This window comes from Bacteroides intestinalis, assembly GCF_003464595.1.
GTDB classification, from domain to species: domain Bacteria; phylum Bacteroidota; class Bacteroidia; order Bacteroidales; family Bacteroidaceae; genus Bacteroides; species Bacteroides intestinalis_A.
The window spans coordinates 1-26,328 of sequence record NZ_QRZF01000013.1; the positions used below are offsets into that span (position 1 = coordinate 1).

The following is a 26,328-nucleotide window of genomic DNA, read 5'->3' on the forward strand; positions in this document are numbered from 1 at the left end:
ATTTAATCGTATTTATTTAACTTTGAAACAATGAAAGTACTTATATATAGCTATTTGTCAAACATTATAGCTGTGTATAGCAAAGCAGGAACTCTTTGAAAAGCCTGTAAAGTAAAACAGGAAGAATCAAGAAGTAATGTAAAGCAAACCAGGAAGACTTTCAGGTTTCTGTACAATGAATCAGGAAGAGATTATTAGAGAGTGTAAACCGTTTACAGGCATAGTCATACCTCAGCATGTAACGGTCTTTACCCCATATTGTAACGACCTTTACCACCGTATGTAACGGCCTTTACCGCGTCATGTAACGGCCTTTACCGCGACATGCGAACAGGATTAGCATGGGGGATAAAAAGAGTTACCATGAAAGAAAACGACCGCATCTCTGTAAGATTTCAATTCCGCTCTTCCCATAAAAAAATGAATAGATTCATTTTATTCTACCCTTCGTTTGCATTATCTTTGTGGTCAGTTTTATAACAAGAATATAAATTCATAATTAAAAAACAAAGAAATTATGGCAATGCATACATGGTTTGAGTGCAAAATCCGTTACGAGAAAGTAATGGAAAACGGAATGAACAAGAAAGTAACCGAACCTTATCTGGTAGACGCACTCAGCTTCACGGAAGCAGAAGCACGTATTATTGAGGAAATGACACCGTTTATTTCAGGAGAGTTTACGGTATCGGACATCAAACGTGCTAACTATAGCGAATTATTCCCAAGCGAAGAAGAAGCCGCAGATCGCTGGTTCAAATGCAAACTGGTCTTCATCACTCTGGATGAAAAGAGCGGAGCTGAAAAGAAAACATCTACTCAGGTCTTGGTACAGGCTGCCGACCTCCGTGATGCCGTTAAGAAGCTGGATGAAGGTATGAAGGGTACAATGGCTGATTATCAAATCGCTTTAGTGTCCGAAACACCTCTTATGGATGTATATCCGTACAGTGCAGAACCCAATGATAAACCGGAGGTTTAATATATATTAGTATCATGAATATTGCAGATAATCTTCAACAAGTGCTGAACGAACTACCTGAAGGGGTGCGATTGGTAGCTGTTTCCAAATTTCACCCCAATGAAGCGATAGAAGAGGCCTATCGCTCCGGGCAGCGAGTGTTCGGTGAAAGTAAGGTGCAAGAAATGACTGCCAAGTACGAAAGCCTTCCCAAAGACATTGAATGGCATTTTATCGGGCATCTGCAAACTAATAAAATAAAGTATATTGTACCCTACGTAGCCCTGATTCACGGCATTGATTCATACAAGCTTCTTGTTGAGGTCAATAAACAGGCCGAAAAGGCCGGGAAAGTGGTCAACTGCCTGCTGCAACTACACATTGCAGAGGAAGAGACTAAATTTGGTTTCAGTTTTGACGAATGTCGGGATATGTTAGCGGAAGGTGAATGGAAAACTCTCAGTAACATACAATTATGCGGCTTGATGGGCATGGCGACAAATACAGACGACAATGAACAAATAGAGAAGGAATTTTGTTCATTAAGTAGCTTCTTCAAAGAAGTGAAAGACTCATGGTTTGCCGACACAGAGGCTTTTCGGGAGTTGTCCATGGGAATGTCCCACGATTATCACCAAGCTATTGCGGCTGGAAGTACTCTGATACGCGTAGGAAGCAAAATCTTTGGAGACAGAACGTATTAATCATTATTCATTAAACATTATTACCATGGCAACATTAAAAACTACTTTTGCCGGGTTAGAATTAAGAAACCCGATTATCGTCAGCAGTTCAGGCTTAACTGATAGTGCTGAAAAAAATCAGAAATTCTATGAAGCCGGTGTCGGTGCCATTGTTCTGAAATCTCTTTTCGAGGAGCAGATCATGATGGAAGCTGACTGGCTCGGAGATCCGAATATGTACCCGGAAGGCAGTGATTACCTGGTAGAATACGTCCGCCAGCATAAGCTGTCTGAATATCTGGAATTGATTAAAGAGACTAAGAAAGTATGTCCTATTCCTGTTATTGCCAGTATCAACTGCTATCAGGATGCTGAATGGGTAGGCTTTGCACAACAAATGGAAGCTGCAGGAGCCGATGCTATAGAAATTAATATTTTGGCGTTACAAACAGGTGTTCAGTACAATTACGGTTCATTTGAACAACGTCATATTGATATTCTCAGCCACATCAAAAAGACAGTTCGCATTCCGATCATTATGAAGTTGGGCGACAACCTTACTAATCCGATAGCTCTGATAGACCAGTTATATGCCAATGGAGCTGCCGCTGTTGTATTGTTCAATCGTTTCTATCAGCCGGATATCGATATCGAGAAGATGAAGCAAATCTCAGGAAATGTATTCAGTACAGGAGCTGATCTGGTTAAATCTTTACGCTGGATAGGTATTGCCTCAGCAGCAGTAAACAAGCTGGATTACGCAGCATCAGGCGGTATTCATTCTCCCGAAGGAATCGTAAAAGCAATTCTTGCAGGAGCTTCAGCCGTAGAAATCTGTAGCGCATTCTATCAAAACAGTTATGCACTTGTAGCAGAATATACCCGTTTCCTGAATTTATGGATGGATCGTAAAGGAATGGAAACAATCTCTCAATTCAAAGGAATGTTGAATGTTAGCGATTTGAATGGTGTGAATACCTTCGAACGTACTCAGTTCATGAAATATTTCTCCAGCAGAAAATAACAGGAACCACACAACATATCATTATACGTAATGCCCCGTAACATATATTGTTAGTGTATCTAACGTATATTGTTACGGGGCATTACATTTATTTATTACTACTTCCTTACAGGATGACTCAATCCGTTTTCTTGTCCAATGCTTCGAAACATGAATTCTTACTGATAAATTCAGGAACGATATCCTTCATAGCTGACACAATCTTCATCTGATCATAGGTATAACTAACATCTATCAGTTTTTGGATACGCTCTTTTACTTCGTCATAATCATATTCACGGACTGTTGCAATCATGATCTTCTCATGGTAGGTCGGTTTGGTCAACTCTTTTACATTCAGCAACTCTTCATACAATTTTTCTCCATGGCGTAGTCCTGTAAACTCAATCTTCACATCCGTACGTCCTGAAAGACTGATCATACGTTTGGCAAGATCTACAATCTTCACCGGTTTACCCATATCAAAGATATAAATCTCACCCCCATTTCCCATACTACCGGCTTCGAGTACCAGGCGGCAAGCTTCAGGAATCGTCATGAAATAACGGATAATTTCAGGATGAGTAACAGTCACCGGACCACCACGTTGTATCTGATCGCGGAAGCGGGGAATTACAGAACCGTTTGAACCTAATACATTGCCGAAACGTGTCGTAATGAATTGGGTTACATGCCCACCTTTCTGTTGCAGCTTCTTCGCCAAAGACTGTACATAGATCTCACAAATACGTTTGGAGCATCCCATCACATTTGTCGGGTTTACAGCTTTATCGGTGGAGATCATTACAAACTTCTCAGCTCCATATTTCACAGCCAAATCAGCAATAGTACGGGTTCCATACACATTAATCTGAATAGACTCTGAAACATTGTCTTCCATCATCGGTACATGCTTATAAGCGGCCGCATGGAAAATATACTGAGGTTTATATTCTCTAAAGATATCTTCCATGCGCGTAGCATTGGAAATATCTGCAATAATCGTTTCCGCATCAATATCACGCCAACGGTCCTGTAACTCCAGACGAATATCATGCAACGGAGTTTCTGCCTGGTCTACCAGAATCAACTTATAAGGATTGAAAGAGGCTACCTGACGCATAATTTCACTACCGATAGAACCGGCAGCACCGGTTATCATCACCCGTTTTCCTTCCAAATGAGAGGCTACCTTATGGATATCGATCTCAATAGGATTACGTTGCAAGAGGTCTTCAATCTGTATTTCTTTCAGTTGGGTACGGTTCAAAGTCTGCCCACTCCATTCACTCAAAGGAGGCGCAGTCATTAGTTTGATGTTATGAGCCAGAAGACGGTCAGCCATATCAGATCTTTTCAGTTCCTCCATCTTGGCTGGAGAAATAATAATGGTATGTACATCCCGATCATTCAGTACATCAATTAGCGTTTCGTCATTGGCGAATACTTTCACTCCCATCATCACCTTATTTATCAGCTCCGGCTCATCGGCAATGAAACCACGCAGACGGTAGTGATTACGCAAATTTACACGCAATGCTTTAGCAATATTGACTCCTGCCTCCTTAGCACCATAAATAAAAACATTGGCACTATGACTTCCATCGAAATTCAGAAGTTCATAAAACATCTTCACAACAATGCGCGAACAAGACATCATGGCAAAACTGATAATATATGCCATGAAGAATACGCTCACAGGTGCCAGGCGAACATCCATGTAGCTTGATAAAAGTACACTCGAAATCATCAGCAGCGCATAAGACACTGTCAATGAAACGAAGATGCGCATAATATCTATAAACGAAGAAAAGCGCAACACATTGGAATATGTGCGGAATATCCGAAAGAATACCAAGTTGACAATGACTGTACATACAATCGTTTTGTCAATGGTAGAGGATTCCAGGAAAATACTCCGGAAATCATATCGAAGTGCATAAGCCAACAGGCTGGATACAACGATTATCAATACATCGATCAACAGAATAGTCCAAATCGGCAATACCTTTGCTGAAAGGTATCGATGAAAAAATTTATGTTTCATTTCGTTTGACAGTTTTGTTTTAGGCGAGGCAAAGATACATTATTTTTTATCAAATATGGGAAGAAAAAGATAAAAATGTGTGATAAAATTAAATGGCGGCAAAGTTACGTATATAACCTTGTCGCCATATTTATTGCCTATGAAGCTCTGTTACATCAAATTACTAGCTAATTCACTTAGTTGACTACGCTCTCCTTTTAACAAATTCACATGAGCAAAAAGGTTCTGATCTTTCATACGGTCAATCATGTAAACCAGACCATTGGACTGGCTGTCCAGATACGGTTGGTCTATCTGCTGGATATCACCGGTAAACACCATTTTGGTTCCTTCGCCAGCACGGGTGATAATCGTTTTTATTTCATGTGGAGTCAAGTTTTGTGCTTCATCAATGATGCAATAAGTTTCACTCAAACTACGTCCACGAATGAAGGCTAACGCCTCGATTACCAGTTGCTCGCTTTTCTGCATATCTTCCAAACGTTTTACTTCAGTAGAATTAGAAGCAAACTGACGCTTAATGACATTCAGATTATCGAACAAGGGTTGCATATATGGTGCCACTTTTTCTTTTGCATCACCCGGCAGAAAACCAATGTCTTTATTGGATAGAGCAACAATCGGACGTGCCAGCAGAATCTGTTTATAATCATTCATCTGACTAAGGGCAGCTGCTAAAGCCAACAATGTCTTTCCCGTACCAGCCTTACCCGTCAGAGCAACCAACTTAATATTAGGATCAGTCAACACTTCGAAAGCAAAACTTTGTTCGGCATTTCTGGGTTCAATGCCATAGTTCTTTGTTTTATTTACCCGGCAAATGGAATGTGTAAAAGGATTGTAACGAGCAAGCACACTGTTCCTGTCACTTTTCAGGATAAAACATTCATTCGGATGAATGATATCTTTGAAATCAAACTCATTGATATCCAGTCCTTCTCTGGAAGAATAAATCCGATCTATCAAAGCAGGATCAATTCCCTCAAACACCTCATTTGATTTTTCAAATATATCCACATTTATCACCTTGTCGTTGATATAATCTTCACAAAGCAGACCTATGGAACGTGCTTTCATCCGGAGGTTCACATCCTTAGTCACCAGGATGGTTTTCATGTCCTTCTTCTGGCGCGTCAACCAGTCCGCTACAGCCAGAATCTTATGATCGGGAATACGCTCGGGGAATGAGTCGGACACCTCCGGAGCATCCACCGAACCGGCTATCACAAACAAGCGTCCCAGTCCCTCGCCCAGCGGAGCGCCTTTGTAGAAAAGACTGTCATCGGTTATCAAATCGAGTTCACGGAGAAATTCACGGGCATTGAAGTTAATCTGTTCATTCCCTTTCTTGAATTTGTCCAATTCTTCAAGAACTACGATGGGAAGATAAATATCGTTCTCTTGGAAATTCTTAAGACAGTTATAGTCGTGAAGGATTACATTCGTATCAATCACAAAATTTTTCTTTGCTCCCATACTCTTTTAGATTTAAATTGTTGATATATTTGCCTCCAAAGCGAAGATAAGCTGCACTTCGACATAAAAAATGAACAAGTTCATTTTATTCTGCTCTCAGTTTGCATTATCTTTGCAGCTTCTAAGATAGGAATTAAAAAGAGAGAATGACTTGCTTTCTCGTTAAATATTTTAAAAGATGGATTATCAGAACACTTTATTATACTTATATAACAGTGTCCCCATGTTTCAACAGGTGGGAAGTTCAGCATATAAGGAAGGCTTAGAGAATACACTGACACTGGACGAACACTTCGAACACCCGCACCGGAACTTCCACAGCATCCATGTAGGGGGAACTAATGGAAAAGGCTCATGTTCGCACACGCTTGCTGCCATTTTGCAGGAAGCAGGATATCGGGTAGGACTTTACACTTCTCCACACCTTGTAGACTTCCGCGAGCGTATTCGGGTGAATGGGCAATCCATCCCGGAAGAGTATGTAGTCCGATTTGTAGAAAAAGAACGAAATTTCTTTGAACCTCTGCATCCTTCTTTCTTTGAATTGACTACTGCCATGGCATTCCGTTATTTCGCCGATGAACATGTAGATGTAGCAGTTATTGAAGTAGGACTGGGTGGAAGACTGGATTGTACCAATATTATACATCCTGATTTATGTATTATCACCAATATAAGTTTCGATCATACCCAGTTCCTCGGTAATACATTAGAGAAGATAGCAAGCGAAAAAGCCGGTATTATCAAAAGCGGAATACCCGTTGTGATCGGAGAAACTACTCCCGAAACAAAACCTGTATTTACAAAAAAGGCTCGCGAAGTGGATGCACCCATTTTCTTTGCAGAAGAAAACCAAAAAGATGAATACCCCGGATTGGAATGTGAGCTGAAAGGGCTATACCAAACTAGGAATACCCATACTTTACTCACTGCCATCGCACAGCTACAGCAAGCCGGATACAATCTGAGTGAGCAGGCCGTCCGTAGTGGTTTTGCCCATGTCTGTGAACTAACCGGACTGATGGGACGTTGGCAGAAATTGCAGGACACCCCTACTCTGATATGTGATACCGGACACAATGTAGGTGGTATCACCTATATCACAGAGCAGTTGAAACAGCAATCTTACCGAAAGCTACATATGATTATAGGTATGGTGAATGACAAAGACATACGTGGCGTATTGGCATTGCTGCCCAAAGACGCTGAATATTATTTCACGAAAGCCAGCGTCAAACGCGCATTACCCGAAAATGAACTTTCCCAGCTTGCTTCTGAAGCCGGATTACAAGGAAGCTGTTACCCGGATGTTCCTTCCGCCGTGCAAGCGGCACAAGAAAAAAGCCTCCCGGAAGACTTTATCTTCGTAGGAGGCAGTAGCTTTATTGTTGCTGATCTGTTAGCGAACCGCGATACACTCGATCTCCACTAAAGCATCTTTCGGCAGAGCTTTCACTGCAACAGCTGAACGAGCAGGGAAATCACCATCAAAATAGGTGGCATATACTTTATTCATATCTGCAAACAATGACATATCTTGCAGGAAAACAGTAGTTTTGACAATATTTGCCATCGTCAAACCTGCTTCTCCAAGGATATGCTTAATATTCTCCAATGACTGGCGGGCCTGTGCTTCAGCCCCTTCTGCCATCTGTCCGGTAGCTGCATCAATAGGCAACTGACCAGATACAAATATCATTCCATTCGCTTCGATAGCCTGGCTGTAAGGACCGATAGCTCCCGGTGCTTTCTGACTGCAAATTACTTTTTTCATTCCAATAATATTTTAATATTCAACAATTTATGATTTATGCAAGAAAAAAAACAGATATTCTATGCAGTATTCTGCAACTTCATGCATTTACCTAATAGGATTATACACAAAAGAAAAATTCACTTATACCTGTTTTAAAAACCTAGACTTAGCTAATTCTTTTTTGACACGGGAGTTTCCCGATAAAGGCTCGGCTTGTGAAAGCCGAGCCTTTTTTACAAACATATCATCTATATTACAACTACTTACAATGCTTCTCAATCAAGGCATCAACGTTCGGATCACCCAGTTCTTTTGCTTTCGCAAAACTAGCACAAGCCTCCTTATTCTGTTTCAACTGCAATTGTGCAACTCCCATCAAACGGTAAGCTTCAGCATATTTAGGATCAATTGTCAAGGCATCTTTCAGAACTTTAATAGCTTCTTCATTTCTACCCACGCGAATATTCACCGCAGCAAGTTCCGAACGATAAGTCAACTCATTCGGATTGAGTTCAATAGCTTTTGCCATATCATCCAACGCACGTTGGAATTGTTTTGCCTGGAAAGCAGCTTGTTCACGGTAATAGTAGAACACATCGTTCACATTACCACGCACAGCTTTATAATATTCATCATAATCAAGCATTGCATTACGCCCCTGTCCGGCATTCATGCGTGCTTGGGCACGTTCCAACAGATAAGGGGCAGCATCTTCAGTGTACGGTTGCAGGCAATGTGCTATACAGCTATCCATCAAAGCCAGCACTTCTTCCGGAGCTGCTTCCATCAATTCTTTTGTCTTAGCAGCACTGAAGAATGTAGCAGGAGAAACAATATTGGTTTTATTTACTTTCTCATAACTGGCAAGAGCTGCTGCATAGTCTTTTTTAGCAAACTGAATATCGCCTTCCAACTGAACATAAACCGGAAGTTCCTCAATTGCTATTGCTTTATGAACTTCATCCAATGCTTTGTCATATGTCCAATCTTTATAGGTGGTTTCCGGTTTAGTCAACTGATAATTATAAATTAATTTGGCACGATTGAAGTATGCATCATCTTTCTTTTGTGCTACCTCAAGTGCCTTATCTATATCAGCAGCCACCTTATCCATCGAACTTATTTCTTTCGACAAATACATTTGACTGTTGGCACGACGAAGATAACCATCGGCACTGTTAGGATACTGGGCAATAAAATCATTCAGCAATTCGGCATATTTCTCCGGGGTTAGTTGTGAAGAAGCCATATAAAGATATACCAGCGCTTGTTCTTCTGTATCGGGCAATGCTTTCTTAATGCCAATACTTGATAAAGCATGATCATTAAAAGAAAGAGGACTGATCTTTTGAGCCATAGCATAATCAGCACCTACCGCATAGCAAATGGTAGCTGTATCTTTTCCTGAAGATTTCTGTGCAAGACCGAAAACTTGTCCGTCAGCAGTCATTACCGGACAACTTACCATCTTGTCTTTCAGATGCATATTAAGCGTATAATAATGGTATTGTCCCTCTACCTTAGATTCTTCTTTCACCTGTCCGGTAGTATAAGAACGGTCCTTCTGTGTAGAATAAGGCAGCAAGTAGACACTTGTACCTACAGTCGGAGCCGTAGGAGATACCACTAATGCAGGTACTTTTTTCCCTGAGATCGCTACACGGAACTTCACAACATCGTACATGTCGTTTGCTCCCATGATAACTTCCACAGGCATTTGTGCCCCCTCTGAATTAATGACTACGGCACGTTGCGCACCTTTAAACAGGCTATAATCAGACAGAGCCATCCCATCCTCGGTAACAAAAAATCCGTTTCCCGTATTGAGTATCTTATCACTCTCGTCGTACGTGACTACCGAGAAAACAGCACGCTTGGCTTTTTCCACCCATTTGGGTGCCTGAGCTACACTCCACTGTGCCAGCAAACAGAGGGCGAGCGTCAACAACAAGTTCTTTTTCATATCTTAGTTGGTTCTTTGTTTCACAGCTTCATAAATCAAAATACCTGCCGCAACAGAAACATTGAGCGACTCGATAGTACCCAGCATCGGGATTTTCACCCATTCATCACAAAGAGCCAGGTTCTCATAGGAAACACCTTTATCCTCAGCTCCCATTATGATACACATCGGTCCCGTATAATCAGCTTTGGTATAATCATAGTCCCCCTTTTCCGTAGCTGCCACAATGCGGAAACCACTATCTTTGAGATATTGCAATGTAGTCTTCAGATTCTGCTCACGGCAAACCGGCAGCACATGCAATGCCCCGGCAGATGTTTTCATTGCATCTGCATTCACCGTTACACTTCCTTTAGCAGGAATGATAACAGCATCTACCGCTGCACACTCACAGGTACGGGCTATGGCACCAAAGTTACGAACATCGGTCACACCATCCAACATGACGAACAACGGATTCTTGCCTTCTTCGAAAAGGAAGGGCACCAAATCTTCTGTCTTCTGATACGTAACGGATGAAATAAAAGCAATCACCCCTTGATGGTTCTTACGGGTAATGCGGTTAATGCGTTCCACCGGAACACGTTGCACCGGAATCAAAGTTCCTTTTAATGCAGCAAAAAGTTCTTTGGATAAATCGCTCTGAATGTCTTTCTTCACCAGAATCTTATCGATTTCCTTTCCTGCCTGTATTGCTTCTATCACAGCGCGAACGCCGAAAATCATTTCACTCTTATCAACCATCTTTGAGAATTAAAAATTAATAATTTAAAATTAAAGGCTATCTTTTGATACCAAGAAGCGCCTTTGCATTATTCAAAGCAGCTTCTGTCAAAGTAGCACCACTTAGCATATGGGCTATTTCCTCTACCCTCTCCTCATCTGCCAGACGGCGTATGTGGCTGTTGGTTTCGGTTTCATTATCTTGTTTATATACTTTATAATGTGCACATCCACGCGCAGCAATTTGCGGCAGATGGGTAATACTGATTACCTGGCGATCCTGTTCGCCCATTTCCTGCATAATATCCGCCATACGGTCGGCAATCTCACCGGATACTCCTGTATCTATTTCATCGAATACAATAGTGGGCAATTTCACCGCACCGGCTATCATAGCCTTGATGGACAGCATGACACGTGCAATCTCACCACCGGAAGCTACCGATGAAATGCTTTGCAATGCGCCGTTCTTATTGGCAGAAAAGAGAAAGTTTACAGTATCTTCACCGTGTACGCCAGGCTCTTTTCTCATTCCCATTTCCACCTGAAAACGCACATTAGGCATACCCAGCGGAACCAAACGTGAAGCCATCTGCTTCTCTACTTCACGGGCAGCACCGGCACGGGCTTTGGTAAGAACAGCAGCCTGTTTTTTCACCTTATTATATAAGGTATCACAAAGAGTGGTCAACTCACCGATGCGTTCATCATAAGAAGTAATGGCTGCCAACTTTGCTGCATATTCCTCAGTAAGCGCCAGCAACTCTTCTACGGTAGTTACTCTATGCTTTTGCTGTAAGGTATAAATCAGATTCAACCGATCGTTCACCTCTTCCAGACGCTCAGGGTTAAACTCGACATCCTCTTCCTGAGAAGAAACCTCCTGAGAAACATCTTTCAATTCAATATATGTACTTTCCAGACGTTCAGCAAGTTCTGTAGCCGAAGAATAGACCTTTTGCAGACCAAGCATTGTATTCAGACTTTCCTTCAACCCAGCCAGCAAACCGCCTTCATCAGAGGTCAGCAACTGCCCGACGCGGAACAAACCGGCCTTTATTTCTTCAGCATGGCTCAATGTATCCGTCTCTTGTTCCAGTTCTTCCTGTTCACCTGCAGATAAATTCGCTTCTTCCAACTGTTCCAACTGGAAACGGATATAGTCTTCATCTGCCTTATTCTGCTCTGCACGGGCTATAAGTTCAGCCAGGTCCTGTTGTGCCTGCTTCCATTCTCTGTACAAAGATTGATAAGCGGAAAGTTGTTCATCATTATGAGACAATATATCGAGTACATTCAACTGGAATCCTTCTTTATTCAACAAAAGATTCTGGTGCTGAGAGTGCACGTCAATTAACTGTTCCCCAAGTTCTTTCATTTGTACAAGCGAAGCCGGAGTATCATTGATAAAGGCACGGCTCTTGCCGGATGCATACACCTCACGACGCAAGATACACTCTTCTTCATATTCCAGTTCATTCTCTTCAAAAAAAGGCTCCATACCATAAGCTGAAATATCAAAACGGGCCTCAATCACACACTTCGATGCACCCTGGCGAATGGCTTTTACTTCGGCACGCTGACCCAGCAACAAGCCGATAGCACCCAGTATGATAGACTTACCGGCACCCGTCTCACCCGTGATAACGGAGAAACCTGCACCAAAGCTAATATCAAGCTTTTCTATAAGCGCGTAATTCTGTATGTAAAGCGAACGTAACATGACTTATTTACAATTTTAAATCTTACTCACTTCCTATTATTGTTTTATCTTTTCCCACTCGGTAGTCAACGAAGGATTGACAGAAGAAAGCAGCTCACAAACCTCTTCTTTTTCCTTCATTGCAGCACGGGAATAAAGATTAATCAATTCATCTTTTTTTGTTTCAGTAAACAAACCGGGCAATGCCGACATAGGTTTATTCTGCTGCGCCTCTTTCAGACCACTAAGCATAGAGGTTATTGTAGCACGGGCACGGGCAGCATTCACTGAAAGTTCATCCATACCTGTACGATGATACCCATACATCAATTTACGCAAAGGCGTCATACCATCTTCCAGATAATCGGAAACCAACGCATAACGATTCCGACTGCTATCGAACGCTTTCCAACCGGTTTCACCAAGATTCTGTGCAGCTGTTACAATATCTTCAGCCGCCCGAAAAACCTCCGTACCACCTTGTGGAGCCATCGTGTCCATGTCCAGTCCGATAATCATATAAGCATAATAAGCAATTACTGCCGTCAGATTACTGTCAATAACATTATCCCGCAGTTCCAGCGGATCAAACTCACGATAGTTGAAAGCAACATCCGTATCTTTAAAGCTAAAAACTACCGTCTGATAACCGGATTGCCAGACAGGGCGTGTAGACTGCACTATCAACTCACATTTCCAACGCCCGTCCGCCTCATTATACTCTTTCACAGTCAAGTTCATAGAGCAACGAATCCGTTCATTCATTTCATACTGCGCCTGTGTCCACCGACGGGTATTGATAAACTCCATCAAAGCATTTTCAAGCGTAGTGAAAACCTGTGTACTCGTACCTTGTATCTGAGAATAATTCACCGTAAATTTACAATTCAGTTCCTGGGCAGCAGACTTTAACACCACCACAACCAGAAGCAGAATCATATAAAGTATCTTATTCCTCACTAGCTATATTTACTTATTCTTCAATACTTCCACCAGACGATCTACAATATCCGCAGCTACTTCCGCTTTTGATTTCAACGGAAAGTCCGTCTTACTTTCACGGTCGATGATACTGATTTTATTCGTATCGCACCGGAAACCGGCCCCCTTATCATTCAGGGAATTCAACACGATAAAATCCAGATTCTTCCGTTGCAACTTATCTTCAGCATTATGCAGCTCGTCATTCGTTTCCAAAGCAAAACCTACCAGCACCTGGCGATCTTTCTTCATCTGTCCCAGACAAGCGGCTATGTCTTTCGTAGGTTTCAAACGCAACGTCATTTCCCCTTCCTTTTCCCGCTTTATCTTGGCATCAGCAACCTGTTCCGGTGTAAAATCGGCAACAGCAGCCGAAAGAATAGCGGCATCAGCCTCCATAAAAAAGTTACACGCCGTAGCATACATCTGATCTGCCGATTCCACTGCAAACCAATTTGCCGGATATTTCAATTGCTGTTGCACCGGACCTGATATCATAATGACCTTAGCTCCGCGGGCAGCACATTCATCTGCAATAGCAAACCCCATCTTACCGGAAGAATAATTCCCGATAAAACGTACCGGATCGATCTTCTCATAAGTAGGTCCGGCAGTGATCATAATGGTCTTACCTCGCAAATCACCTTCTTTCCCGGCAAAATAATTCGCCAGATGTTGAATAATGACTTCCGGTTCTTCCATACGCCCCTTACCTACCAGATGGCTGGCAAGTTCTCCTGTACCCGGTTCTATAATATGATTTCCATAAGAACGAAGCGTATCCAGATTCTTTTGCGTAGAAGGGTGGGCATACATATCGAGATCCATGGCAGGTGCCACAAATACCGGAGCTTTAGCCGACAAATAAGTCGTTATCAGCATATTGTCAGCCACACCGTTGGCCATCTTGCCAATTGTTGAAGCAGTAGCCGGAGCTATAAGCATAGCATCCGCCCATAAGCCCAGATCCACATGGCTATTCCATGTACCGTCACGCTGGGCAAAAAACTCACTGATAACCGGTTTACCCGTCAGCGCCGAAAGCGTAATTGGAGTTATAAATTCTTTCCCCGCAGGAGTTATGACAACCTGTACTTCAGCACCTTGTTTTATCAACCCCCGGATTATATAACAAGCTTTATAGGCAGCAATACTTCCGGTTATACCTAATACAATTTTCTTCCCTTTCAGTGTATTCGCCATGATACTACTTATTAGTTAATTCACGTAAACGAATCTTAGTCAACATTGCCTTGGTATTCAGTGTAAAGTCGCTGTTCAGTATCCAGCTATAATAACCCGGATCACGCTTCAATACATCTGTCACCGACATCCCTTTGTATTTCCCAAAGTTGAATACTTCCACGCCATTATCATCATAAACCATACGTCCGGCAAAATCCACATTCTTGTTAAAGCTGGAATATTCAGCCAGGAAAGCGATGTCATTCTGCAATTCCGAATAGCGGTCCAGCTGTGCCATCAGCACCTCGTAAGTGGCTTGTGTATCAGCTGCCGCCGTATGTGCATCCTCCAAATTCTTTCCACAATAGAATTTATAAGCAGCAGAAAGTGTACGTTGCTCCAATTTATGGAAAATGACCTGTACATCCACAAACTTGCGGCGACTCAGGTCAATATCTACACCGGCACGAAGAAATTCTTCCGCCAGCACGGGAATATCAAAACGGTTGGAATTAAATCCTGCCAGGTCACATCCTTCTATATCATTGGCAATGGTACGGGCCACTTCCTTGAAGGTAGGGCAATCTACCACATCTGCATCATAGATACCATGAACGGCAGATGCGCCTTCGGGAATATGCATTTCCGGATTAATACGAAGTGTTTTTGCTTCCTCATTACCATTGGGATGTACTTTGAGATAACAGATTTCAACGATACGGTCTACATTGATACTCGTTCCGGTCGTCTCTAAATCAAAAAAAACAATCGGGTTTTTGAGGTTTAATTTCATTATTCTTCTATTTTACAGTTGACAAGGGAACGAGTTGACAAGGGAACAAGGCATTCCCGGCATAACAGCACAGCCCTTGTCTCCTTGTCAACTCGTTCCTCGTTAACTCTATTATTTTTTTAATCATTCAGCATCATCGGCATCAGCAGCATCAGCAAGTCCTCATTTTCTTCTTGTTCAACGGGGATGATGACACCTGCACGTGACGGGTCTGCCAGTTCAATTATCACTTCATCAGCAGCAATATTATTCAAAATATCAATCAGGAAAGTCGATTTAAATCCGATACTCATCGGATTGCCATCATACTGGCAAGCCAGAGTTTCTTCGGCAGAAGTAGAGAAATCAATGTCCTGGGCCGAAATCACAATCTGATTGGGCTGCATACGCAACTTGATAAGGCTGCTTGCCTGTGACGAGAAAATAGATACACGACGCAGTGCACCTACCAGCTGCATACGGTCCACAGTCACTTTATAAGGATTATTCTGCGGTATTACCGAATTATAATTAGGATAACGTCCTTCAATCAGACGACATACCATACGGTATTTCTCCAATGTAAATACAGCATTACGCTCATCGAACTCAATAACAACCTGTCCTTGTTCTTTAGGCAACAGGTTCTTAATCAACGAAGCCGGTTTTTTAGGCAGAATAAATGCTGCACGTTCATTACCTTTGGCCGCTAATGTTTTGCAACGTACCAGTTTGTGACCATCAGATGCCACCATTGTAATATCTTCTGTGGTGATATCAAAATAGATACCATTCATCACCGGACGAAGTTCATCATCAGCCGTAGCAAATACGGCACGATTAATGCCACCCAACAATACGGATGCTTCCATCTCTACACGTACGGCATTATCGCCCAGCATAGCCGATTGAGGAAATTCATCGGCATTTTGCCCCATCAGACTATACTTACCGTTTTGATACTGTACTGTGATTTCCAAGGAATCAGTATTCACTTCAAACGACAGCGGTTGCTCAGGGATTTCCTTCAAAGCATCCAGGATTGTTTTAGCAGCCACGGCAAAACGTCCGTCAGCATCACTTTCATTCACTTCAACTGATGTTACCATCGTCGTTTCACTATCAGAAACAGTAATCGACAATGTTCCATCTTTCAGTTCAAAGAGGAAACAATCCAAAATGGGCAACGCATTCTTCGAATTAATCACACGGCTGATAGCCTGTAAATGGCTGGAGAGCGCAGTACTCGAAACGATAAATTTCATATGTTCTGTGTATTTAAGTTTTATATTATTCCCTATTCGTACTATAACTTCATAGTATCGGACAAAGTTACAAAAAAAGATCTTCCCACAACAAAGAAAATTAAGAAAAAACGCCCGGAACTTCTCCGGATTTCCCTAAAAAATTGTAACTTCGCCGCATCATTTAAAAAGAATGCAATGGAATTTACAGGAAAAATTATCGCTATACTCCAGCCAAGAGGCGGAGTGGCAAAGTCGGGCAATGAGTGGAAAGCACAAGAATACGTGATTGAAGACCACGGCCAATATCCCCGCAAAATGTGTTTCGATGTTTTCGGAGCAGACAAAATAGAACAGTTTAACATCCAGATGGGCGAAGAACTGACCGTATCATTTGATGTGGATGCACGCCAATGGCAAGACCGTTGGTTCAACAGTATCCGTGCATGGAAAGTAGAGCGTGTCAGCGCTGCAGCTCCTGCCGGTGTACCGGGTGCACCTGTTCCGCCACCGGCACCGACTGCCGCACCGGAATTCCTGGCAGGTGATGCTAAAGACGACCTACCATTCTAAAGTATATAAAATTCAGGTATAATAAAAAAGAGGAGAATAATTCTCCTCTTTTTTATTATATAATTACAGGTATTTTGAACCTCCCATTTACCCTTTGTATAAAAGCACCAAATTCGGATATACCACCTCTTCTACACAAGTAAACTGTATAGAAAGTATAAAGTGGCGGAAAAACTTCGCCTGGCGAAAGAAAAAGTTAGGTATCAGGCGTACATAAGTTTCCGGTTGTTCTACCATCCTTTCCATATCCACCATCATCACAAAGCTATACGATGGCGAAAGACTTCCTATTCCTTCCTCGTAAAGCGGCGTATCATCCAGTACCTCTCCATTTTCCATAGCATCTATATAGGCAGTAAGACTAACCACATCCGGCGCCATCAACAAATGTCCACGATAAAAACAGATATATGTATAAAGAGCCGATTCCGTGATACCTGTCAACTGGGTCAGTAAAGTATTTCGAGGCAATACATAATAACGGTGTCCCCATGCTTTGGGATAAAGATGATAATCAGGACGCTCCTGCGGAACAGGAGGTGCATCCACTTCCTTGGGAGAAGTATAAAGCAATGATTGCAAACGACGTTCAGCCTGCGACATATTCTTCACCGGAACACTCATCACTGCACATGGATACTCACTTAATGTATCTTTCGGCTCGAAGAGGCAAGAAATCACCTGATCTCCCGCATAAGTCTTCAGAAAGTCCATCCACTCCTCATCCCTCTCTTTGATATAATCGGAATAGGTAGCTTTGGCATATTCCTGCTCTGCCGTAAAACTACACATGGCATCCATATCTGAAATAGCCCAACAATCATAAAAGAAAGTAGAGAGTGGAAGTTGTTCTCCCGGAAACCCCTCCACAGGTTGCTGATGGCGTAAAGCATTGATAAAAGTACGTGTAGTATCCGAGCCATGACTGATACCTGAACAATAAATGGCAGTTTCATTCAGCTTCAAATCAAACTCCGCCCAACTTCCCAAATAGGTTTGCGAACGAATGCCATCCGTATTTTTCCCCATATCTACCGACTTGATGCGCACATACACCGTAGCTTCTACATTCGTATTCTTTCCTGCATGCATCAGTTTGAATGAGGGCATATCTATTAACGATTTCTTAGAAAGCCGTGCATCGATCACTTGTTCCACCAATCGTTTCTGAAAACTAATAGCCAGGAAGTCCGGTGTGAAATACGCCGCCAGAAAGCGCCCCTCAGGCATAGGATAAATACTAATCTCTTCACCCCTGTAATCAAAGAATTTAGAAGGAAATGCACTGGAACTATATTTCCTGATAAACGACTCCACCAACTCATAATCGCCCGAACCCAGACTGCAATACAACACCTGATTCAATGGGTTATCCGGTTCATGGAAACTGATAAGCATTTTATTCATCTGCTTACTAAGGCCATGCGGAGTATCATCGAGCAAGGTATGCAGATAGTTTTTCAGATAGACAAAGAGTTCGGAAGCATAAAGGAAGTGATTATCTTTGCTGCAACTCAGTTGATTGATACCATCAACCAACTCAGCCATGCGATCTGTCTCCAACACAGCCATTGCACTTTGAGGGACTAAAGTATAAAGATTAAAATCTTTCTGACTCTCCACCTCATTCAACCTGAAGAATGAATACACCCCGAACCCCGTACATAGCAATACTATGGACACAATCACGGCAATTCTTATGATAAGACGTAACTTCATGGTTTTTCAGGCATCAAGTTTCGGCAAAAATAATTATTTCTACTAATAAAACAAAACAAATGTTTCAAAAACTTTAGTAGATATAAAAAAAGTTTTAGAATGCCTGTGCCTCAAAACTCAATTTCCATACCGTCAAAGGTCAAATGTACATCAGGCGGAAGCTGTTTTTCAAGCTCGGCATGCAATCCGGCATGATGACTCATATGGATAAAATAAGTTTCCCGTGCGCCAATGCGCTTCGCCGTTTCCAAAGCCTCGGAAATACTCTGATGCGTAGGATGCGGTTTTACACGTAAGGCATTCACAACCAGAACATCCAAGCCATGTAATTGTTCATAGGATTCTTCGGGCATAGTCAGCATATCTGTAATATAAGCCATACGTTTACCGATGCGATACCCCAGAATGGGCAGACGCCCGTGCATCACCTGCAAAGGAGTAATCTCCGTATTATTGATGAAGAACGTTTTTCCGGCTTCCACTTCCTGCAAGAAAATTTGAGGAACACCCGGGTATTTATGTTCCAGAAAGCAATAAGGCATCCGTGCTCGCAAGTGAGTTGCCGTATACTCATCGGAGTATATAGGTATTTCACCGAAACGGCAGAAAGGACGGAGATCATCCAGCCCACCTACATGGTCATAATGTTCATGGGTAATCAGCACTCCATCTATTTTTTCAAACGAAGCTGCACGCAACATCTGCTCCCGAAAATCCGGTCCACAATCAATCAATATCACCGCATCATCCGTATGCAACAAAGACGATGCACGCAAACGGTTATCACGCGGATCGGCAGAAGTACAAACTTCACACTTACAACCTATTTCAGGCACTCCTGTCGATGTTCCGCTCCCTAATATTCTTAGTTTCACGTCTATTACCTATTAATTATCAATCTTTCAAATAAAATTCACTTCGGGATGAATATCAATGCCAAACTTCTCGCGAACTGACGCCCGCACAGCATCCGAAAGGGCTACAATGTCAGCTCCCGTTGCCCCACCCCGGTTTACTAATACCAACGCCTGCTTATCATGCACAGCGGCAGGTCCCAGCGTTTTACCTTTCCAACCACACTGGTCTATCATCCAGCCTGCAGGAATTTTTATCCGGTCAGTCCCCATCTCATAAAAGGGCATTTGAGGATACTCTTCCTTCAAAGCCTCAAAGACTTCACGCGAAACGACAGGATTCATAAAAAAGCTCCCGGCATTACCCAGCAGTTTCGGATCAGGCAGTTTACTTTCACGAATACTAATGATTACCCGGCGTAATGTTTTCAAATCCACTTTCGGGTACTTTTCAAGTTCCTGGCGAATCGTGCCGTAATCCAGCGTATAATGTTCTTTCTTACTCAGAGAGAAACAAACATACGTGACGAATACCTGCTTCATTTCCGGACTTTTAAAAATACTGTTCCGGTATGAGTAATTACATTCATCCACTTGGTAAACATGTTTCATTCCTTGTATGTTCACCGTTTCCACAGAAGAAATCAGGTCTTTCACCTCTACACCATAGGCACCAATATTCTGTACAGCTGCCGCTCCTACCTCACCAGGTATAAGAGACAGGTTCTCAGTACCGTACCAGCCACGTTCCGTGCAATAATCCACGAAATCATCCCATACCACACCGGCACCTACACGCACCGAAACCTTTTCTTCATTTTCAGCCGTTACTTCAATGCCACCAATACGCGAATGCAATATCACTCCTTCATAATTTCCGGTAAACAGCAGATTGCTCCCTCCGCCAATATGCAGATAAGGAGAAGTAATACGCCCGTCGGCAATCAACTTCTCCAATTCTCCTACCGAACCGTATTCCAGAAACACGGCAGCTTCCACATTAAGCCCGAATGTATTCGGTATCTTCATTTAATTTTTAATTATTAATTTTTAATTATTAAATGCTCGTATCCTCATATTTATATAGCTCCCACTCTCCGCGATGTCTGCGGAAGTAGAAGATATTAGTATATCCATTTCCAATCCCGTTCACTTTCAGGATTTTCGTATTTGAGTTATCACTATTCTTCTGTCCATAATTGATATTGGACAATTTATCCACAGGCAATACAGGGCGGAAGGCATACCACTGATTCAGGTCAAGCGTAGTCTCCAGAATAGAAAACTCATCATCCGGATCTATTGTGATATACTCCAAAGGTTCCCGGATATGTCGACTCTGATAAATGCTGTCGGTTACAAAGCGAGAGTAAAACGCAACGAAGTCTTCATTTTCGCCCTGTTCTATCTGGCGGAGATTGATAGCTTCCAGCATCCATACCCCCTTAGTACGTTCAAAATAGTATTTCTTCACCATGCGGTTTTCCAGAAAAATCCATTCCACCTGTACAGAAGTGAGTGCAGTATCTCCTACCAATTCCAGATCATCTTCATCATCAAAGAGCAATGTATAATAACTCTGCTGGGTAAACAGATAATCATGTTCCCAGTCCTCCTTCTCTATTTTCGAAGGTGTATCGACATTGTAAAAAGACAACGGGAACTTGGTCCGCTGCCGTTGCAGGGCGTCATCCGAAGCATAACTATAGATAAAATCATCAAATGATTCATCCGCTTCTATGGGCTTAGGGTCGTTATCCTCTTCAACCTCCGGCACAGTATCAGCCTTATGTGAAGCTGAATCCACCAAATTGGTGATTGTCGCAAAAGGGTCCATCTTCGTTTTCTTGTTGCCGCATGACATCAAGAAAACGAGAAGAAAGAACCCCAATCCTATTTTTCTCATTCTTTACCGAGACCTCATCAGGTCACTTATTTAGTTTAGCTCTTAACTTTTCAAGCATGTCCACCGTCATGGACTCTAAATCATACTGCGGTTTCCAATCCCACTCTTCACGAGCACAGGTATCATCCAGACTATCAGGCCAACTGTCGGCAATAGATTGCTTCAATGGATCAATTTCATATACCATTTCAAAGTCGGGCACATGCTTCTTGATAGCCTGACAGATCTCTTCCGGATCAAAGCTCATGGCAGCGATATTGAAAGCATTCCGATGCTTCAGACGTGCCGGAGCAGCCTCCATCAATGAAATAGCTGCATTCAGCGCATCAGGCATATACATCATATCCATGTAAGTACCAGGCTTCAAAGGACATACAAATTTTTCGCCCTTCACTGCGGAGTAAAATATATCGACTGCATAGTCGGTAGTACCTCCACCCGGAGGGGTCACATTGGAGATAATACCCGGAAAACGAACCGCACGGGTATCTACACCGTATTTAGTATAATAATAATCGCTCAATAATTCGGTAGTTACTTTGGTTACACCATACATAGTACGGGGACGCTGAATCGTATCTTGCGGCGTCTTCACATGAGGTGTAGCTTCTCCGAACGAACCGATGGAGCTCGGGGTAAAGACTGCGCAACCATACTCGCGTGCCACTTCCAGTACATTCCATAATCCGTCTATACCGATTTTCCAAGCCATGGCCGGACGACTTTCAGCAACCACCGAAAGCAAAGCTGCCAGATTATAAATCGTATCAATCTTGAATTGGCGTGCCACCACTTCAATAGACTGACGGTCGGTCACGTCGGCAATAGCTGAAGGACCTGATGCCTTTAATTCCCCTTTAGGCATAGCACTCGGAATGTATCCAGCGATAACATGGTCATCCCCATAACGTTTACGCAATTCCAATGTGAGTTCCGAACCTATCTGTCCGGTTGCTCCAATTACCAAAATATTCTTCATACGACTTATTTATAAGGTACTCCATACTTAGAGACGCGCAAATATACATACTTTTTTTTCATTATTCTATCATTTTGCTATTGTTTATTTGAAGAAAAATCGTGTCCTTTGTATCGTTTAGTATTAAGATGACAAACTTTTAATTTATAAAGCTATGTACGGGAAAATGAAAGAACACCTCAGCAACACACTTGCTGAAATTAAAGAGGCCGGACTCTATAAAGAGGAACGCCTGATCGAGAGTGCGCAACAAGCCGCCATCACCGTAAAAGGGAAGGAAGTGCTGAATTTCTGCGCCAACAATTACCTGGGTTTGTCCAACCATCCGCGACTGATTGCCGCTGCCCAAAAGATGATGGATCACCGTGGCTACGGCATGTCTTCCGTACGCTTCATCTGCGGAACACAAGACATTCACAAAGAACTGGAAGCTGCTATCTCCGACTATTTCAAGACAGAAGACACCATCCTCTATGCTGCCTGCTTCGATGCCAATGGCGGAGTATTCGAACCCCTTTTCACTGAGGAAGATGCTATCATCTCCGATTCACTGAACCATGCCTCCATCATCGACGGCGTGCGCTTGTGCAAGGCCAAACGTTACCGCTATGCCAATGCTGACATGAGCGAACTGGAGAAATGTTTGCAGGAAGCACAGGCCCAACGTTTCCGCATTGTTGTAACAGACGGTGTATTCTCTATGGACGGCAATGTAGCTCCGATGGATCAAATCTGTGATCTAGCAGAAAAGTATGACGCTTTGGTCATGGTAGATGAGTCTCACTCTGCCGGTGTAGTAGGGCCTACAGGCCACGGTGTGAGCGAGCTATTCAAAACTTACGGACGTGTGGATATTTACACCGGTACACTGGGCAAGGCTTTTGGCGGAGCCATGGGCGGATTCACCACCGGACGCAAAGAGATTATCGACCTGCTGCGCCAACGCAGTCGCCCGTATCTGTTCTCCAATTCTGTTGCTCCTGCCGTGATCGGTGCAAGTATCGAAGTCTTCAATATGCTGAGAGAAAGCAATGCCCTGCATGACAAATTAGTAGAAAACGTTAATTACTTCCGCGAGAAAATGACTGCCGCCGGATTTGACATCAAGCCTACACAAAGTGCTATCTGCGCCGTGATGCTGTATGATGCCAAACTTTCGCAGATTTACGCCGCCCGTATGCAAGAAGAAGGCATTTACGTCACCGGATTCTATTATCCCGTGGTTCCGAAAGACCAGGCACGCATCCGTGTACAGATCTCTGCCGGACACGAAAGAAAACATCTTGACAAGTGCATAGATGCATTCATCAAAGTAGGAAAAGAACTTGGAGTATTATCGCGCTAAAGCACGATAAGCTACGGGCTACAAGTGACGAGTTACAAGTTGCTACGTTTATTCGTAAGCGAATAATTATTCGCCAGACTACCACACCGAAAGGAACTTGCAACTCGTCACTTGTAGCTTGTAGCTTTTACCACCGGCAGCACCACCGTAAACCTGCTTCCTTTCCCCGGTTCCGACCACAGTTCGATTTTGCCCCGCAATTTTTCTACAATCACCTGACAGATAGAAAGTCCCAAGCCGGCTCCTTGCGAAAACTCATCCTGTTTATAGAAGCGGCTAAAGATCATTTTCTGTTCTGAGAGTTCAATGCCTCTTCCGCTATCTTCCACATAGATAGCCACTCGGTCAGATTCAGAAAGATAACGGTATCCCAACTTGATATATCCGGTTTTAGTAAACTTAGAAGCATTATTCAGGAAATTAGTAATCACCTGCGTCAAGCGCCCCTTATCAAGCATCACTTCCACCTGCACCGCATCCAACTCTTTGATGAATTCCAGTTGTTCAGGAATCAGCATCTGATGAGTCATATAAATACTGTCAACCAATTCTGAAACGAAACACTTCTCGTATTCAAATGACATATATCCGGATTCGATGCGCGAAAGTTCCAGAATATCATTGATCAGTTTCAGCAATAAATCACTATTCTTATTAATACTGCCGATATATTCCAACCGTTCTGCCTGGCTCACATCTTCATCAAGCGCCAATATATTAGAGAATCCTACAATCGCATTCAGCGGCGTGCGAATCTCGTGACTCATATTTGCCAGAAAAGATTGCTTCAATTCGGCTTTCTCGGCCAGTTGGCGCGCCTCTTCCAGTTCTTGTTCACGGTCTTTAATCGCCTGTATGTTCAGCAATAAGCCGGCAGCTTTATACCCTCCTCCAGGAAGCAAAATGGTCTTATAACGGAACTCCCACCACTGATACCCTCTATCATTGAAATCACAGCGCACCCGAGATATTATCTTGCCCGCTTTAGAGATATCCTTCCAATATCCCTTCACCTCTTCCCAATGATCGGGATGCATAAACAACAATAACTCTTCAAAACTTATCGGTCTGAATTTCATCTCCTGCGATATCCAGAAGTCTTTCTCAAAAAGAAAACAATCATTCTCCAGCTTCCACGCATATGTATCTCCGCCTTCGAGAGCCAGTGCCAGCGTTTCTTTTTCACTTTCCAGTTCATTGAGCGCACGTTTCTTCCGCCCCTGTTCACGGCGATACAAGAAGAAAAGCCAGACAAACAAAGTGGAAAAAAGAACGACAATCACCACAATACCGACTCCCCATGCTACCGGATATTTTTCACTGATAGGAATATTTATAATCGTGCATTCTGCCGGAATACGTGTCTTCGAAATTCCCCGTTGCCGCATCACGTTCCAATCCACCACATATTTCTTGCGGCTTTCCGCAACGGGTATATCCGAAGGATTTTCACCATGCAAAATACGCACAGCGACACTCACTTCCTCTTCCGCCAAAATCGGGTATGTCGTAATATATCCGCCAAGCAATCTTTCATTATACCCGAATGCTTCATTGATCGCAGTCAGACTAGGACTTGCACATATATTTCCGATATTGACCGTCGTATAATCGCGCTTCATCTGGAGATAACACATTCCGGTGGAATATTTACTCAAGGTCCAGATAAAATTGGCAGTTTCCTGCTCTCTCCCAATTCGCACCGGCAGACTGGTAAAGCGCGTATACCCCTCTTTGGGAGGATAATGCAACCGCCTTTCGCGAGGAGTGCCCGAATAGCCTACCAGGCAAGTCACTTTCTCACCTTTCACCTGTTCTCTTACATCAGCACGTATCTGTCTGTCTATATACGTAGAATCGAGCACCGTAAAAAACTCCACCTCTTCACCAAAGAGCTTTGCTCCCAGACGTATATTCTTCATAATATCCATCCGGTCATGAAATCCCGTCACATTGGGATATTCTTTCAGTAATTTCCAATTAGGATAGTTCACTCCACCAAAAACCACCGGTGTCTCTTTCACCAAAGGATGACGGCACTTGAACAGTGAATAAGCAGCCTGATCATCATTCACCAGGATAACCTCGGGCCTCCAACCACCGGAAGCTGAATCAAGCAAGTGATACATGTGCCTCAATTCCGGTTCTTCCTGAAACGCTTCACAGTCCAGATAAACAATACGGATATCCGCATCGATCCCGTTTCTTCTGAATTCTTTATCTATCAAGCGATTGAAATCAGGATAGCCGACATAGCTTTCCTCATAAGAATGCACGATTAAAATTCGCCGTTCTTCCCGGTTCGAACAGCTGCTCAAAACGAAAAAAAACAGAAAAATCCATGCATATATAGGCAGAAATGCGTTTTTCATGATTCGACTATCTGATCCATAAGTGGAACAAAGGTAGAATAAAATATGTATAATCCCAAGAAAACAAAAAAGAAGCTGTCTGAT

The 26,328-nt window shown here is 42.8% G+C and carries 22 protein-coding genes; 6 read left to right on the forward strand and 16 right to left on the reverse strand.

The window, feature by feature from the left end; translation table 11 throughout:
* Window positions 1-517 precede the first annotated feature (517 nt).
* From DWW10_RS16830 to DWW10_RS16840, 3 genes are read left to right on the forward strand one after another with little or no spacing between them, the layout of a single operon-like run.
* Window positions 518-982, forward strand: coding sequence for a DUF4494 domain-containing protein (locus tag DWW10_RS16830; protein WP_007664937.1), 465 nt, complete (start codon window positions 518-520; stop codon window positions 980-982).
* 14 nt (window positions 983-996) lie between these two features.
* Window positions 997-1,665 (forward strand): YggS family pyridoxal phosphate-dependent enzyme, encoded by a 669-nt coding sequence (locus tag DWW10_RS16835; RefSeq protein ID WP_118223796.1) that lies wholly within the window; start codon window positions 997-999, stop codon window positions 1,663-1,665.
* 25 nt (window positions 1,666-1,690) lie between these two features.
* On the forward strand, window positions 1,691-2,668 hold the full coding sequence (locus tag DWW10_RS16840; protein ID WP_022393922.1) for a dihydroorotate dehydrogenase-like protein: 978 nt from the start codon (window positions 1,691-1,693) through the stop codon (window positions 2,666-2,668).
* A gap of 118 nt (window positions 2,669-2,786) precedes the next feature.
* Here DWW10_RS16840 and DWW10_RS16845 read toward each other — a convergent pair whose 3' ends face one another.
* Entirely contained in the window at window positions 2,787-4,694 is a 1,908-nt protein-coding gene (locus tag DWW10_RS16845) for a polysaccharide biosynthesis protein (protein WP_118421944.1), read from the reverse strand.
* A 150-nt stretch (window positions 4,695-4,844) separates the two neighbouring features.
* On the reverse strand, window positions 4,845-6,170 hold the full coding sequence (locus DWW10_RS16850; protein WP_118223798.1) for a PhoH family protein: 1,326 nt from the start codon (window positions 6,168-6,170) through the stop codon (window positions 4,845-4,847).
* 178 nt (window positions 6,171-6,348) lie between these two features.
* Between DWW10_RS16850 and DWW10_RS16855 the strand changes: the two genes are divergently transcribed.
* Window positions 6,349-7,602 (forward strand): bifunctional folylpolyglutamate synthase/dihydrofolate synthase, encoded by a 1,254-nt coding sequence (locus tag DWW10_RS16855; protein ID WP_022393919.1) that lies wholly within the window; start codon window positions 6,349-6,351, stop codon window positions 7,600-7,602.
* On the opposite strand, the gene DWW10_RS16860 is transcribed toward DWW10_RS16855, so the two are convergent.
* The 8 genes from DWW10_RS16860 to dnaN all read right to left on the reverse strand — a co-directional run bounded on the left by DWW10_RS16860 (window position 7,570) and on the right by dnaN (window position 16,517).
* On the reverse strand, window positions 7,570-7,944 hold the full coding sequence (locus DWW10_RS16860) for a RidA family protein (RefSeq protein WP_022393918.1): 375 nt from the start codon (window positions 7,942-7,944) through the stop codon (window positions 7,570-7,572). The genes DWW10_RS16855 and DWW10_RS16860 overlap by 33 nt on opposite strands.
* A 241-nt stretch (window positions 7,945-8,185) precedes the next feature.
* The gene (locus tag DWW10_RS16865) at window positions 8,186-9,889 is read right to left on the reverse strand and encodes a serine protease (protein ID WP_022393917.1); all 1,704 of its coding nucleotides are present in this window, start codon (window positions 9,887-9,889) and stop codon (window positions 8,186-8,188) included.
* A 3-nt stretch (window positions 9,890-9,892) separates the two neighbouring features.
* Window positions 9,893-10,633, reverse strand: coding sequence for a 23S rRNA (guanosine(2251)-2'-O)-methyltransferase RlmB (gene rlmB, locus DWW10_RS16870; protein WP_007664967.1), 741 nt, complete (start codon window positions 10,631-10,633; stop codon window positions 9,893-9,895).
* Between the two features lie 37 nt (window positions 10,634-10,670).
* Window positions 10,671-12,335 carry a DNA repair protein RecN gene (gene recN, locus DWW10_RS16875; protein WP_022393915.1) on the reverse strand — a complete coding sequence of 555 codons (1,665 nt, stop codon included), beginning with the start codon at window positions 12,333-12,335 and terminating at the stop codon, window positions 10,671-10,673.
* Window positions 12,336-12,371: 36 nt separating this feature from the next.
* Entirely contained in the window at window positions 12,372-13,253 is an 882-nt protein-coding gene (porD, locus tag DWW10_RS16880) for a type IX secretion system protein PorD (RefSeq protein ID WP_022393914.1), read from the reverse strand.
* Window positions 13,254-13,283: 30 nt separating this feature from the next.
* On the reverse strand, window positions 13,284-14,498 hold the full coding sequence (coaBC, locus tag DWW10_RS16885; protein ID WP_022393913.1) for a bifunctional phosphopantothenoylcysteine decarboxylase/phosphopantothenate--cysteine ligase CoaBC: 1,215 nt from the start codon (window positions 14,496-14,498) through the stop codon (window positions 13,284-13,286).
* A gap of 4 nt (window positions 14,499-14,502) precedes the next feature.
* On the reverse strand, window positions 14,503-15,273 hold the full coding sequence (locus DWW10_RS16890; RefSeq protein ID WP_022393912.1) for a 3'-5' exonuclease: 771 nt from the start codon (window positions 15,271-15,273) through the stop codon (window positions 14,503-14,505).
* A 119-nt stretch (window positions 15,274-15,392) separates the two neighbouring features.
* A complete protein-coding gene (gene dnaN, locus DWW10_RS16895; RefSeq protein WP_022393911.1) occupies window positions 15,393-16,517 on the reverse strand; it encodes a DNA polymerase III subunit beta in 1,125 nt (374 codons plus the stop codon).
* 177 nt (window positions 16,518-16,694) lie between these two features.
* On the opposite strand from dnaN, the gene DWW10_RS16900 reads away from it, so the two are divergent.
* A complete protein-coding gene (locus DWW10_RS16900) occupies window positions 16,695-17,069 on the forward strand; it encodes a DUF3127 domain-containing protein (RefSeq protein WP_118223851.1) in 375 nt (124 codons plus the stop codon).
* A gap of 87 nt (window positions 17,070-17,156) precedes the next feature.
* On the opposite strand, the gene DWW10_RS16905 is transcribed toward DWW10_RS16900, so the two are convergent.
* The 5 genes from DWW10_RS16905 to DWW10_RS16925 all read right to left on the reverse strand — a co-directional run bounded on the left by DWW10_RS16905 (window position 17,157) and on the right by DWW10_RS16925 (window position 22,527).
* A complete protein-coding gene (locus DWW10_RS16905; RefSeq protein ID WP_022393909.1) occupies window positions 17,157-18,788 on the reverse strand; it encodes a hypothetical protein in 1,632 nt (543 codons plus the stop codon).
* A gap of 110 nt (window positions 18,789-18,898) precedes the next feature.
* Window positions 18,899-19,663, reverse strand: coding sequence for an MBL fold metallo-hydrolase (locus tag DWW10_RS16910; RefSeq protein WP_022393908.1), 765 nt, complete (start codon window positions 19,661-19,663; stop codon window positions 18,899-18,901).
* A 27-nt stretch (window positions 19,664-19,690) separates the two neighbouring features.
* Complete coding sequence (gene murB, locus DWW10_RS16915; RefSeq protein WP_022393907.1) at window positions 19,691-20,671, reverse strand: UDP-N-acetylmuramate dehydrogenase; 981 nt, start codon at window positions 20,669-20,671, stop codon at window positions 19,691-19,693.
* Window positions 20,672-20,699: 28 nt separating this feature from the next.
* Complete coding sequence (locus DWW10_RS16920; RefSeq protein WP_022393906.1) at window positions 20,700-21,548, reverse strand: DUF4348 domain-containing protein; 849 nt, start codon at window positions 21,546-21,548, stop codon at window positions 20,700-20,702.
* A gap of 22 nt (window positions 21,549-21,570) precedes the next feature.
* Complete coding sequence (locus DWW10_RS16925; protein WP_022393905.1) at window positions 21,571-22,527, reverse strand: NAD-dependent epimerase/dehydratase family protein; 957 nt, start codon at window positions 22,525-22,527, stop codon at window positions 21,571-21,573.
* 154 nt (window positions 22,528-22,681) lie between these two features.
* On the opposite strand from DWW10_RS16925, the gene kbl reads away from it, so the two are divergent.
* Window positions 22,682-23,872: a glycine C-acetyltransferase gene (gene kbl / locus DWW10_RS16930; protein ID WP_118421945.1), complete on the forward strand. Its 1,191-nt coding sequence runs from the start codon at window positions 22,682-22,684 to the stop codon at window positions 23,870-23,872.
* A gap of 107 nt (window positions 23,873-23,979) precedes the next feature.
* Here the strand turns inward: kbl and DWW10_RS16935 are convergent, their stop codons facing one another.
* Window positions 23,980-26,244, reverse strand: coding sequence for a sensor histidine kinase (locus DWW10_RS16935; protein ID WP_118421946.1), 2,265 nt, complete (start codon window positions 26,242-26,244; stop codon window positions 23,980-23,982).
* Window positions 26,245-26,328: the final 84 nt, after the last annotated feature.